Below are 12878 nucleotides of genomic sequence, written 5' to 3' on the forward strand. Positions count from 1 at the left end.
ACGGTCAGGCCCCCACGACGGGATAGGTGTCGGGGTAGAGCCGCTCGAACCGGCCCAGCGCCTGCGGAGCCAGACGGACAACAACGTGGGTGCGGCCTTCGTCGTCGGTGTCGCGCGAGGTCACGCGGCCGTGCTGGTAGAGCCAGGCCAGGGCGTCGCCCTGCTCGGGCTCGAGCGTCAGCCGGGTCTCCGGATCGTCGTCGATCAGGGTGGTGATGACCTGACGAAGAGGCTCGATCCCCTCCCCGGTCCAGGCCGAGACCGCGACCGCCTTGCCCTCGACGGCGAGACGTTCGGCCTGACCGATGACGGCCTCGCGGGCTTCCTCGTCCAGCAGGTCGATCTTGTTCCAGACCTCCAGCACCCGGCGGGTCTTGCCCTCGGGGATTTCGATCTGCTTGAGCACCTGCTCCACGTCCTTCGCCTGTGCGCCGGAGTCCGGCGAGGCGATGTCGCGGACGTGCAGGATCAGATCGGCCTCGCCGACCTCTTCCAGCGTCGCGCGGAAGCTCTCGACCAGTTCGTGCGGCAGGTCGGAGATGAAGCCGACGGTGTCCGCGACGATGGCCGGCCGGCCCTGCGGCAGACGGATGGTCCGCTGGGTGGTGTCCAGGGTGGCGAACAGCAGGTCCTTGGCCAGGACCTCGGAACCGGTGAGGCGATTGAACAGCGTCGACTTGCCGGCGTTGGTGTAGCCGACCAGGGCGATGGTCGGGAACGGCGCCTTCTGCCGTTGCTTGCGGTGCAGGCCGCGCGTGCGACGCACCTCCTCCAGCTCGCCCTTCAGACGGACGATGCGGTCGGCGATCAGGCGTCTATCGAGCTCGATCTGGGTTTCGCCGGGGCCGCCGGTCGAGCCGGTGCCGCCCCGCTGGCGCTCAAGGTGGGTCCAGGTGCGGACGAGGCGCGAACGCTCATAGTCCAGCCGGGCCAGTTCGACCTGCAGCCGGCCTTCCTTGGTCCGCGCACGGCGCCCGAAGATCTCGAGGATCAGGCCGGTCCGGTCGATGACCTTGCACTCCCAGGCCTTCTCCAGATTGCGTTGCTGGACGGGCGTCAGTTGGTCGTCGATAACCACCGCCTCGGCCTCGGCCGCGCGGACCAGGGCCGCCAGCTCCTCGACCTTGCCGGCGCCGAACAGGGTGGCGGGCGTCGTCTTGCGGAGGCGCACGATCTCCTCGGCGCGCACGTCGAGGTCCAGCGCGCGGGCCAGGCCTGCCGCCTCTTCCAGCCGTTCCTCCGCCAGTCGGGAGCTTTCGCTACGCCCGTCCGGATGGATGACGATCGCGCGGATCAGGGGAACGGAATGGTCGATCAGTTTTGAAGTCAAAGGGTCTCTGTCTTTTGGGTTCTGCGACGGCGGCACAGGCGCACGCCGTCATCCCCGTAGGGGGGTCCGGTGACGCAATGTAGTGCGCGTCCCCTCGTTCCGAAAGGACAGGTTTCGTATGCGCCGTCGGTGATCCGCGAGGACCAGTCCCCGATCAGTCCTCGTCGGCGTCGGGCTCGTAGAGCTGGACCGGAGCCGAGGGCATGATGGTCGAGATCGCGTGCTTGTAGACCAGCTGCGACTGGCCGTCGCGGCGCAGCAGCACGCAGAAGTTGTCAAACCAGGTCACAATGCCCTGCAGCTTGACGCCGTTGACGAGGAAGATCGTCAGCGGGGTCTTGGTCTTGCGGACCGAGTTGAGGAAGGTGTCCTGAAGGTTCTGACGCTTGTCTTGCGACATGGCAGGTTGTTCCTGTTCTTGCTTGTTACGCCCGTCGGGGGAGGACGGGGACCGGATCGAAGCGCCCGGCCCAGCCACCTTAGACGCCAGCGAACCGCCGCCGCAACCGCCAGAGTAGCTTAATCAGTCGCTTAAATGGCGTCGCGCCGCGCCGCTTCAATATACCGCGCCCTGAGTCTGGTCGCGACCGGACCCGGCTTGCCGTCGCCGATCTTCGCCCCGTCGATGGAGATCGCGGGCGTCACGAAGCCGCTGGCTGAGGTGTAGAAGGCCTCTTTCGCGGCCCTGGCCTCGTCGACGCTGAACGGCCGTTCGTCCAGTTCGAAGCCCTCGGAGGCGAGGATGTCGAGCACGGCGGCGCGCGTAATCCCGCGCAGGATGTTGGCCTGGGTGTCCCGGGTCCGCAGCTTGCCGTCCTGATCGACGATCCAGGCGTTGGTCGATGAGCCCTCGGTGACCAGACCCATGTCGTCGACGAACCAGGCCTCGGCGGCGCCGCGCTCCTTCGCCGCCTGTTTGGCGAGAACATTGGGCAGAAGGCCCACGGTCTTGATGTCGCAACGGCCCCAGCGGATGTCCGGCTGGGTGACGACGGCTACGCCCTTCGCGGCCAAAGCCTCCGAGCGGGGATAATTCAGGTTCTTCGCGGTGACGATGACGCTGGGCGGCGTGCCTTCCTCGGGGAAGGCGTGGTCGCGCCGGGCCGTGCCGCGCGTGATCTGCAGATACACCAGGCCGTCGCGCACCCGGTTCCTCCGGATGGTCTCGCGCAGAACCCGGGTCAGGGCCTCCTTCGTCATCGGCGCGGCGATGCGCAGCTCCGAGAGGCTGCGGCCCAGCCGGGTCATATGGCCGTCGTAGTCGGCCAGCCGCCCGTCGAACACGGCCCAGACCTCATAGACGCCGTCGGCGAACTGGAAGCCGCGATCCTCGATATGGACCGTGGCCTGACCGAGCGGCTGGTACTGGCCGCTGACGTAGGCGACGCGTGACATCAGTCCAGACTTCCTTCGTCGTCCTCACCGCCGCGCGACGGCGAGACGCCGAGCGACTTCAGCTTCCTGTGCAGGGCCGACCGCTCCATCCCGATGAAGGCGGCGGTGCGCGAGATATTGCCGCCGAAGCGCATGATCTGGGCGGCCAGGTATTCGCGTTCGAACACCTCACGCGCCTCGCGCAGCGGCAGGGCGATGGTGCGCTCCGCCCCCATGGAGGCGCCGGAGTTGGACGAGGCCACCTCCTGCGGCAGCATCTCGGCGCTGATCGGATCGTTGAGATCGCCGGTTGCCAGGATCAGCAGCCGCTCGACGTTGTTCCTCAACTGGCGGACGTTGCCCGGCCAGGGATGGACCTGCAGCACGGCGACGGCGTCGTCACCCATGCGCCGGCGCGGCAGACCCTGCGAGCTCGACAGGGTGTCGATGAAATAGTCGACCAATTCCGAGATGTCCTCGCGGCGTTCGGACAGCGGCGGGACGCGGATCGGCACCACGTTCAGGCGGTGGAACAGGTCCTCGCGGAACCGGCCCTCGGTGATCTCGACCTTCAGGTCGCGCGAGGTCGAGGTGACGACGCGGACATCGACCTGGACGTCCTGTTCGCCGCCGACCCGGCGGAAGCGCTGATCGACGAGGACGCGCAGGATGCGGCTCTGGCTTTCGCGCGGCATGTCGCCGACGTCGTCCAGATACAGGGTGCCGTTATGGGCGCGCTCGAACACGCCGATCTTGCGCGGGCGGCCGTCGGCGCCCTCCTCGCCGAAAAGTTCGACGTCGAGGCGTTCGGGGGTCATGCCGGCGGCGGAGATGGCGACGAACTCACCGCGGCCACGCGGGCTGGCCTCGTGGATCTGGCGCGCGACCAGCTCCTTGCCCGATCCGGGCGGACCCGAGATCAGCACACGGCTGTTGGCCGGGGCCACCTTGGAGATGGTCGAGCGCAGGGCCTGGGCGGCCGCCGAACGCCCGATCAGGCCGGTCGGCACCGAAGCCTGGGCGCGCAGGCGGCGGTTCTCGCGCTTCAGGCTGGCGGCCTCCAGCGCGCGCTCGATGACCACCACCAGCCGGTCCGACTTGAACGGCTTCTCGATGAAGTCATAGGCGCCGCGCTTCAGGGCGCTGACCGCGGTTTCGATATTGCCGTGGCCCGAGATCATGACGACCGGCAGGTCGGCGTCCAGCTCCTTGACCATGTCGAGCAGCTCCAGCCCGTCCATGCCCCCGCCCTGCATCCAGATGTCGAGCACCAGGAGCGTGGGCTTGCGCGCGCGGATGCCCGCCAGGGCCTCCTCGGCGTTGGAGGCGACGCGCACGCCGTGGCCCTCGTCCTCGAGCAGGCCCGAGACCAGTTCGCGAATGTCCGCCTCGTCATCGACGATCAGGATGTCAGCGCCAGTGGAACGCATATCGCCTCGCTATTCGGCCGCGACCACACCGGACGCGCGGGCGTCGTCGGCAGTCTTGGGATGGGGTTTCAGGGGGAAGATCAGACAGACCCGCGCGCCATGCAGGGTCTCCGCGTCGGCAAGCTTCAGCTCGCCGCCATGGTCCTCGCAGATGCGTTTGACGATGGCGAGACCGAGACCGGTGCCCTTTTCGCGGGTGGTGACATAGGGTTCGGTCAGGCGGTCACGGTCGCGGACCGGCAGACCCTTGCCGTCGTCCTCGATGGCGAAGGTGGCGATCCCGTTCTCGACCGTGAGTTTTGCGATGATGGCGGGCGCGCTCTCGTCAACGTCGGACGCGCCGAGCCGACGGGCCGCCACAGCCTCGCCGGCGTTCTTGAGAATGTTGGCCAGGGCCTGTCCGACCATGCGACCGTCCGCCTGGAACTTCACACTGGGCAGGGGCTCGACCAGTTCGACGGCGATATCGGGCGCCGCGACCCGCTGGGCGAAGACGGCTTCGCGCAGCAGCTCGGCCGGGTTCTCGCTCGTGAAGCGCGGCGTCGGCATCCGGGCGAAAGAGGAGAATTCATCGACCATCCGGCCGATGTCGCCCACCTGACGGATGATGGTGTCGGTGCAGCGGTCGAAGACCTCGACATCATCGCCGATGCGCGCCCTGTACTTGCGCCGCAGCCGTTCGGCCGACAGCTGGATCGGGGTCAGGGGGTTCTTGATTTCATGGGCGATGCGGCGGGCCACGTCGCGCCAGGCGGCGTTCCGTTGGGCGGTGACCAGACGGGTGATGTCGTCGAAGGTCAGGACCATCTCGCCGCCCTGCCCGCCCTCAATACGAACGCGCAGCCGCCGGGTCTCGCCCTCGCGCGCGACGTCGATGTCCTCTTCGATATGGGCCTCGACCCGACTGACCAGTTCCGACAGTTCCGGCGCCACCTGGGCCAGCGGCTTGCCGTGGACGTCGGCCTCGTCGATCGACAGCAGTTGCAGGGCGCTGTCGTTGATGGCCGAGACCCGGCCGCGGCGGTCCAGACCGATGACGCCGGCGCTGACGCCGGACAGGACGGTCTCGATGAACAGGGTCCGGGACTGGGCGTCGTCGCTGGCGGTCTTGAGCGCCGCCTGCTGATGCTCCAGGTCGCCGGTCATGCGGTTGAAGGCCTCGGACAGGTCCGCGATCTCGCCGGGGGCGCCCTGGTTGTCGACGCGTGCGCTCAGGTCGCCGGCCGCCACCTGATCCGCCGCCTTGATCAGCCGTCCGATGGGCCCGGAGATGGCGCTGGCCGCCGACATGCCCAGCCACACCGCCCCGACCAGAACCAGCAGGGCCGTTTCCAGATAGCTGAGGGCGAAGGCCGACTGGATGCGGGCGCGGCTTTCCTCGGCCTCGCGATAGCCCTGGATGGACTGGGTCGCCGATCGCATCTGGGCCACCAGGCCCGGCGCCAGCGGTCGCACGACATAGAGATAGGCGTCGCCATAGCCCGGCAGGGGATAGAGGGCCCGCACGGTGTCGGGGTTTTCGGTCACCGAGACCGGGGCGTCCTGGCCCTCGGCCGCGATCTCCAGCGCCGAGCGCGGCGGAGCGACATAGGGTGGCGCCTCGGGCAGCTCGCCCCGGGCCAGCACCTCGCCATCGCCGTTCACGATATAGACGGCCGGATAGCCGAAGAAGTCGGCGATCTGGGTCAGGGCGCCGGTGAACTGGATACGGTTGTCGAACACCTGACGCACGCCGCCCAGCTCATTGGACATGGCGCCGAGATCCCGGGTCATGCCCTCGCCGACGTCGCCGATATAGGCTTTTCCGATCAGGGCGCCGTTATCGACCGCGTCCTGCACGTTCTTGCTGAACCACTGGTCCACGCCGCGGTTGACCAGCACCCCGAACACCAGGGCGATCAGGATGGCGGGCACGACCGCCACCAACGAGAACAGGGCGACGAAGCGCAGGTGCAGTCGGGCGCCGGGATCGCTGCGCCGGGCTCGCGCCAGACGCATCACCTGGGTCCCGATGATAACCGCAAGACCGCCGATCAGGATCAGATTGGCCAGAAGGATATAAAGGACCGCCTGACCGGCGACCGCGCGGGCTCCGCCGTCGACGCCGGCCCCGGGCGCGACCGCCACCAGCCAGATCGCCGCCGCCGCCACTATGACCGCGACGCCATAGGCCGCGCCGAACAGGGCGCGTGCTCGTCCGGCCGCGAACCGCGCCCAGAGGCTGGGCTCGGTCTCGGTCGCCGTCAGGGCTTCATTATCGGCGCCCGGCAGGGAGGCGGGTGTGTCCGTCATGCCGCATCAGCTTCAACCAGCTGTGGCGAAAACTCAACAGGAGAGTTGCCGAAATGAGCCATTGGTAACCAAAGGTTTTTCAGCTCCCGAACGATCGCCTCGGGATCGTCCAGACGGCACAGCCGTGACTTGGCCGCGCGCCGCTCCATCGGATCGGCGGGCCAGGGCGCCTGTTCGACGTACCAGCCCAGATGTTTGCGGAACATCTTCAGCCCCACGGGCCCCTCATAGAAGGCGATGGAGGCGGCCAGATGCTCGGCGACGATGGCCAGCCGCTCCTCCGGCCCGGGCTCTTCCAGCTCGGTCCCGTCGGCCAGAGCGCGGTCCAGATGGGCCGCCAGCCAGGGCCGCCCGTAGACCCCGCGCCCCAGCATCAGGGCGTCGGCGCCCGAACGGTCCAGGGCCTCGCGCGCCTGACCGGCGGTGATGATGTCGCCGTTGACGATGACGGGGATGGCGACGGCGGCCTTGACCTCCCCCACCGCGTCCCAGTCGGCCATGCCCGTGTAGAACTGCTGTCGCGTGCGGCCATGGACGGTGACGGCGGCGACGCCCAGTTCCTCAGCCCTTCTGGCCAACCAGGCGGCGTTCCTGCTGTCGTCGTCCCAGCCGAGGCGCATCTTGACGGTCACCGGCCGGCTGACGGCGCCCACTGCAGCGGCGATCAGGCGCGCGGCAAGGTTAGGGGTCCGCATCAGGGCCGAACCCGAGGCCGCGCCCGTGACCTCCTTGGCCGGACAGCCGAAATTCAGGTCGATGATGTCGGCGCCGGCGGCCTCGGCCATGCGCGCGCCCTCGGCCATCGCGCCGGGATCGCGACCGACGAGCTGGATCACCGTCAGGGGCAGGCCGCCGCCCACGGCCGCGCGCCGGACCACGTCGGGCCGTCCGCGCGCCAGCTCGGCCGAGGCCACCATCTCGGTCGCCACATAGGCCGCGCCCAGCTTCGAGGCGAGCAAACGGAACGGCAGGTCGGTGACCCCGGTCATCGGCGCCATCAGCACCCGGCCGGCGATCTCGACGTCCCCGATCTTCAAACTGTTGCGCGAACTGTCCGTCATCGGCCCTTTCCGCCGTCTTCAGCCCCTCTCGTCAAGCGGAACCGGGGCGATTAGAAGGCCGCCATGACATTCGCCGCCATCGTCGTCGCCGCCGGAACCGGCTCCAGAGCCGCTGACCAAGCCGGTATCGCGAAACAGTGGCGGACGCTGGGCGGCAAGCCCGTGCTGCGCTGGTCCGTCGAGGCCTTGCTGACGGCGGGGGCGGAAGACGTGGCAGTCGTGGTTTCCGAAGACGGGCATGAAGCGGCCGCGACGGCGCTCACCGGCCTCAACGGCTGGCGCTCCGTCACCGGCGGCGCGACCCGGGCCGAGTCGGTTTGTGCGGGTCTGGCCAGCCTGACCGGCCCTGCCGACCAGATCGTCCTGATCCACGACGCCGCCCGCCCCCTTTTGAGCGAGCCGATGATCCAGCGGCTGCTGACCGCGCTGGAGACTGCCGACGGCGCCCTGCCCGCCCTGCCTGTCGCCGATACGCTCAAGAAGACGTCCGCTGAAAAGATCACCGGCACGGTCGACCGCGACCACCTCTGGCGCGCCCAGACGCCCCAGGCCTTCCGCCGCGATCGCCTTGAAGCCGCCTGGGCCAACTGGTCCTCCGCCGAGAGCCCCACCGACGACTGCGCCGTGGTCGAGGCCGACGGCGGCAAGGTCGTGGTCGTCGAAGGCGACGCCCGACTGATGAAACTCACCTTCCCCGAGGATTTCGCCATGGCCGAGGCCCTGATCGCCGCTGAAACCCGCATGCAGACCCGCGTCGGCTCCGGCTTCGACGCCCACCGCTGGGGTCCGGGCGGTTCGGTCTGGCTGTGCGGCGTGGAGATCCCCCACGACCAGACCCTGATCGGCCATTCGGACGCCGACGCAGGCCTGCACGCCCTGACCGACGCCATCCTCGGCGCCCTCTGTGACGGCGACATCGGCGACCACTTCCCGCCCACCGATCCCAAGTGGAAAGGTGCGTCCTCGGACCGCTTCCTCGAATACGCGGCGCAGAAGGTCGCGGCGCGCGGCGGCCGCATGGTCCATGTCGATGTCACCCTGATCTGCGAACGCCCCAAGGTGAAGCCGCACCGTCAGGCCATGCGCGAACGGATCGCCGGCATCCTGTCCCTGCCGCTCAACGCCGTCAGCGTGAAGGCCACCACGACCGAGGCCATGGGCTTCACCGGCCGCGGCGAGGGCCTGGCCGCCCAGGCCGTGGCGACGATCGAGCTTCCCGCGTCCTGACTACTCCCGGGCCCAATGGGTCTTGAGGTGCCGCCACAGCGCGCCGAACAGGTTCACATAGTCATCGGTCCACGGCCGGACTTTCGGGTCGGGCAGATTTTCCCAGCGCTTGTCCGCCACGAACTCGGCCAACCCCTCCGGCGTCGGCGACAGGATCAGCACCTCGGTCGAGGCCTCGGCCAGGTCCGGCGTGTCCGGGTTCTCCGCATAGAGCTGGTGCAGGTGCGGAACCTTCAGCGCCCGCGCCGCCGCCTCGGCCGGTCCGGTGATGTCCAGATTGCGGTTCGACAGGTGCAGGATGACGACGCCCGTCGGCTTGAGCAGCTTCAGATAGCCGGCGATGGCCTCTTCCGTCAGCAGATGGGTCGGGACCGAGTCCGATGAGAAGGCGTCGATCAGCAGCAGGTCGTAGGTCCCCGCCGGCTGCTTAACCAGCGACAGCCGCGCATCGCCCAGCACTGTGTCGATGGGGCCGCCCGGCCCGTTCTGTTTGGCGCAGCCGTTGATGAAGGTGAACCACTTCGGATCCCGCGACAGCCGGTCGACCATCGGGTCGATCTCGAAGAAGGTCAGCCGGTCCTCGGCGCGTTTGTAGCCTGCCATGGCGCCGGAGCCCTGGCCCACTACCCCTATGCGCACGCCCCAGGCGCGGTTCTGCACGGCCTGGGTGACCTGGCCGATGGGGCCCGGCGGCGCATAGTAGAGCGTCGGCGTACAGGCGAACGCCGGATCGCGCGCCTGCCCCCCGTGCAGGGTCGTGCCGTGCATCAGCACATGCACCTTGCCGCCCATCCGGTCGTCGCTCCGGTCAGCGACCCGCATGACGCCGAAGAAGCTGCGCTCCGTCAGGGCCCAGTCATAGCCCCGCCCGATGGACAGGGTGACGATGGCGATCAGGGCGCTGATGATCACAAAGGCCGGCATCCGGTCGCGGATCAGGAAGGCGGCGATCATCGCGAACAGCAGGATCAGCTGGGTCGTCTGCTCGAACGAGGCGCTGACGTTGCGGCTCCAGGCCCAGGCCAGATCCCACCGGGCGTCGAACACCCCCTTGAGCACGACCGGCGCCAGGCAGATCAGGATGGCCGCAACGAAGGCATAGATCTCCCATTTGCGGATCGGCGCCTTGCTGTTCGGCCGCGCCAGCCCGACCAGGACCAGCACCAGCGGATACTCCAGCACCGTCCTGAAGATCACCGGCGCCAGCAGGGCCGTGAAGGCGCCGCCGACCACCCCGCCCAGCGACATCAGCAGATAGAACTCCGTCAGTCGGTCCGGCGCCGGACGTCGGGCCGCCAGCCGCTGATGGCACATCAGGGCCAGGAAGAAGAAGGCCGTCAGGTGCAGGCCGAACATCATCGCCCAGTTGCCCGAGCGCGAGGCGGTGAAGGCGATGCAGACCACGCCCACCGCCGCCGCGACCATCAGCGTGATCTGCAGAGGAATGACGGGCTTGTTCTGGAAGGCGATGACGAAGGTCAGCAGATAGAGCGCCAGCGGGATCACCCACAGGAAGGGCGCCGAGGCGACGTCGGTCGACAGATGGGCTGTCACCCCCAGCATCAGGCTGGACGGACCCGCAGCCAGAAGCACCAGCACCGCCTTCTCACGCCAGGCGATGGGCGGGCTGACCGGCAGGATCGCGGGTTCGCCCACGGCTGCGTCGTCCAGACGCCGACGCCAGACCACATAGGCCAGGGCCACGACCAGCAGCATGAAGATCGCATAACCGCCGCTCCAGCTCGCCCTCTGGCCTGACAGGGACATCAGGGGCTCGATCACGACCGGATAGGACAGCAGGGCCAGGAAGCTCCCGAGGTTGGAAGCGGCATAGAGGACATAGGGGTTCTGGCCGTCGGCATGGCCGGCGCGGACCCGGGCATACCAGGCCTGCAGCAGGGGCGCGGTCGCCGACAGCACCGCGAAGGGCGCCCCGACGGACAAGGTCAGGGTGGCCAGCAGCCAGCCGATCGGCGCCGCCGGGTTCGGCTCGCCCAGCAGGCCGTTCACCTTCAGCGGCAGGAACAGTCCGGCCAGCAGCAGCAGCGTCAGGTGGATGGCCAGCTGGGACCGCACCGCCTTCAGCCGCTGCAGGGCGTGGGCATAGGCATAGCCGGCCAGCAGCGCCGTCTGGAAGAAGACCATGGAGGTGTTCCACACCGACGGCGACCCGCCCAGCATCGGCAGCACCAGCTTGGCCACCATCGGCTGGACCACAAAGACCAGGGCCGCCGAGGTGAAGATGGCTATGGCGAACAGGACGGGGACCGCCGGGTCGCGCGGCGGGGCGGCCGCGCTGCTGTCGATGTGGGTGTCGGCGTCGGTCATGGGCGCTCCGTCACGGTCCGGCCGGTCGACAGACAGGCGGTCTGTCGCCACCCTAGGCCGACTCGTTTGTGCTGCGGATAGGACAATGTTTCCTGAAGATGTCGAAGCCCTCGCCCGGGCGGTGATCACCGCCGCGCTCGAGAACGAGGTGATGATCGCCACGGCCGAGAGCTGCACCGGCGGCCTGGTCGCCGGCGCCCTGACCGCCATCGCCGGGTCCTCGGCCGTCGTCGATCGGGGCTTCGTCACCTATTCGAACGAGGCCAAGACCCAGATGCTGGGCGTCCCGATGGACCTCATCATCGCCCACGGGGCCGTATCCGAACCGGTCGCCCGCGCCATGGCCGCCGGAGCGGTAGCCCATTCGCGCGCCTCGCTGGCGGTCTCTATCACAGGCATCGCCGGCCCGGGCGGCGGCTCGGCGGACAAGCCGGTCGGCCTGGTGCATTTCGCCGCAGCCCATGGCGAGGAAGTCGTGCATCAGGAACACCGTTTCGGCGATCTCGGCCGCGAGGCGGTGCGGCTGGAGAGCGTCAGGGTCGCCCTGACGATGCTGCTGTCGCGGCTGACCGCATGATCATCGACGCGCGCGGCCATCGCTGTCCGGTGCCGTCGCTGCGGCTGAGGAAGGCGCTCGCGGGCGCCGCGCCCGGAACCCGCGCGACCCTTCTGGCCACCGATCCCATGGCGCGGATCGACGTCCCTTTCCTGATGAGCGAGCTGGGCGGTTGGGTGGTGGAGACGACGGAGGCCGAGGGCGTCCTGACGCTGGTGGTCGAGACGTCTAGCGGCGGGACTGGCGCCGTTCCGACAGGCTGACGACGCGGGCGCTATCGCCGCCCTCGGGCTGGGCGTCGGGCTTGCCGCGCGTGCGCCAGGCGATCTCCATCTCGGTGGCGAAGGCGCCGCCGTAGAAGATGGCGTTGATGTTCCACGACAGCCAGATCAGCAGCACCACCACGGCGCCGACCGAGCCATAGGTCGCGCCAAGCGACGCGACCTGTTCGACATAGATGGCGCAGAGCCAGGACGAGATCATCGACATGACTGTCGCCACCACCCCGCCGGTGATCGACGGCGCCCAGGCCACCTTGGCCCGGTGCGACATGGCGTAGCGGTAGAGCAGCGACAGGCCAAGCGCGAGGCCGAGGGCAGGCCAGATACCGTCCAGCGGCAGGGAATGACCCCTGACCTGCTCGGAGGTGTGCTCCATCAGCCGCGAGGTCACGACCGCGCCCGACACCACGGTGAACAGGACGAAGGCGAACAGGGCCACGAAGAAGGCCAGCAGATTGAATTTGAAGAAGCCGTGCGGCTCGGTCTCGTCGTGGATCAGGTTAAGTCCGGCCAGCAAGGCCTTGAATCCACGGTGCGCCGCATAGGCGCCGATGAAGAGGGCGAAGGCGCTCTGGGCCGAGACGGTGCGGGCCCCTACGCTGGCCAGCCGCTCGACCTCCTGCTGGAAGATGGCGCGGGCGGCGTGGGGCAGCATGTCGGCCAGGGCGACGGCCTGTTCGCTGACCTGGCTGATCGACAGCACGGCCTTGTAGAAGCCGATCAGGATGGCGATCGCCGGAAACACCGCCAGCAGGGCGAAGAAGGAGACCCCGCCCGTGTAGAGCATCACGTCGCGGCCCCAGCTGCGCGTGAAGGCCCGAACCGCCAGACGGCCCCAGAACAGCGGAGAAAGCCTGCCCTGATGACCTTCGGTCTGGACGTCTGTCGTCTGTCCGCTCAAGCCGGCCCCACCGCGCTACCAAGCAGGCGAGTCTAGCGAAAAATCCCGGTGAGGGAAGCATACGAAAGTCAGACAAACTTTTCCCCCGGCAGCTCTGC

The 12878-nt window shown here is 68.6% G+C and carries 11 protein-coding genes; 3 read left to right on the top strand and 8 right to left on the bottom strand.

Features of this window, described 5'->3' with window-relative positions:
- Positions 1-4: 4 nt before the first annotated feature.
- The 6 genes from hflX to dusB all read right to left on the bottom strand — a co-directional run bounded on the left by hflX (position 5) and on the right by dusB (position 7487).
- Complete coding sequence (hflX, locus tag AC07U0_RS11465; protein ID WP_494720128.1) at positions 5-1330, bottom strand: GTPase HflX; 1326 nt, start codon at positions 1328-1330, stop codon at positions 5-7.
- 154 nt (positions 1331-1484) lie between these two features.
- On the bottom strand, positions 1485-1730 hold the full coding sequence (gene hfq, locus AC07U0_RS11470) for an RNA chaperone Hfq (RefSeq protein ID WP_131249128.1): 246 nt from the start codon (positions 1728-1730) through the stop codon (positions 1485-1487).
- Between the two features lie 131 nt (positions 1731-1861).
- Positions 1862-2725 carry a D-amino-acid transaminase gene (locus AC07U0_RS11475; protein WP_494720129.1) on the bottom strand — a complete coding sequence of 288 codons (864 nt, stop codon included), beginning with the start codon at positions 2723-2725 and terminating at the stop codon, positions 1862-1864.
- A complete protein-coding gene (gene ntrX / locus AC07U0_RS11480; protein ID WP_494720130.1) occupies positions 2725-4134 on the bottom strand; it encodes a nitrogen assimilation response regulator NtrX in 1410 nt (469 codons plus the stop codon). Before ntrX ends, AC07U0_RS11475 begins: the two co-directional genes overlap by 1 nt.
- A gap of 9 nt (positions 4135-4143) precedes the next feature.
- Entirely contained in the window at positions 4144-6426 is a 2283-nt protein-coding gene (locus tag AC07U0_RS11485) for a sensor histidine kinase NtrY-like (protein WP_494720131.1), read from the bottom strand.
- Positions 6423-7487, bottom strand: a complete 1065-nt coding sequence (gene dusB / locus AC07U0_RS11490; protein ID WP_494720132.1) for a tRNA dihydrouridine synthase DusB — start codon at positions 7485-7487, stop codon at positions 6423-6425. The genes AC07U0_RS11485 and dusB overlap by 4 nt, the downstream gene beginning before the upstream one ends.
- A 63-nt stretch (positions 7488-7550) precedes the next feature.
- On the opposite strand from dusB, the gene AC07U0_RS11495 reads away from it, so the two are divergent.
- The gene (locus AC07U0_RS11495; RefSeq protein WP_494720133.1) at positions 7551-8714 is read left to right on the top strand and encodes a bifunctional 2-C-methyl-D-erythritol 4-phosphate cytidylyltransferase/2-C-methyl-D-erythritol 2,4-cyclodiphosphate synthase; all 1164 of its coding nucleotides are present in this window, start codon (positions 7551-7553) and stop codon (positions 8712-8714) included.
- Here AC07U0_RS11495 and AC07U0_RS11500 read toward each other — a convergent pair whose 3' ends face one another.
- Positions 8715-11042 carry a spermidine synthase gene (locus tag AC07U0_RS11500; protein WP_494720134.1) on the bottom strand — a complete coding sequence of 776 codons (2328 nt, stop codon included), beginning with the start codon at positions 11040-11042 and terminating at the stop codon, positions 8715-8717. It abuts the gene before it with no gap.
- 85 nt (positions 11043-11127) lie between these two features.
- On the opposite strand from AC07U0_RS11500, the gene AC07U0_RS11505 reads away from it, so the two are divergent.
- Together AC07U0_RS11505 and AC07U0_RS11510 are read left to right on the top strand one after the other, a co-directional pair.
- Positions 11128-11619 carry a CinA family protein gene (locus AC07U0_RS11505; protein WP_494720135.1) on the top strand — a complete coding sequence of 164 codons (492 nt, stop codon included), beginning with the start codon at positions 11128-11130 and terminating at the stop codon, positions 11617-11619.
- Positions 11616-11861 carry a sulfurtransferase TusA family protein gene (locus tag AC07U0_RS11510; RefSeq protein ID WP_494720136.1) on the top strand — a complete coding sequence of 82 codons (246 nt, stop codon included), beginning with the start codon at positions 11616-11618 and terminating at the stop codon, positions 11859-11861. Before AC07U0_RS11505 ends, AC07U0_RS11510 begins: the two co-directional genes overlap by 4 nt.
- Here the strand turns inward: AC07U0_RS11510 and AC07U0_RS11515 are convergent.
- Positions 11827-12780: a YihY/virulence factor BrkB family protein gene (locus AC07U0_RS11515; protein ID WP_494720137.1), complete on the bottom strand. Its 954-nt coding sequence runs from the start codon at positions 12778-12780 to the stop codon at positions 11827-11829. The genes AC07U0_RS11510 and AC07U0_RS11515 overlap by 35 nt on opposite strands.
- Positions 12781-12878 lie beyond the last annotated feature (98 nt).

The sequence above is a fragment of the Brevundimonas sp. GW821-FHT02A10 genome (assembly GCF_059422025.1).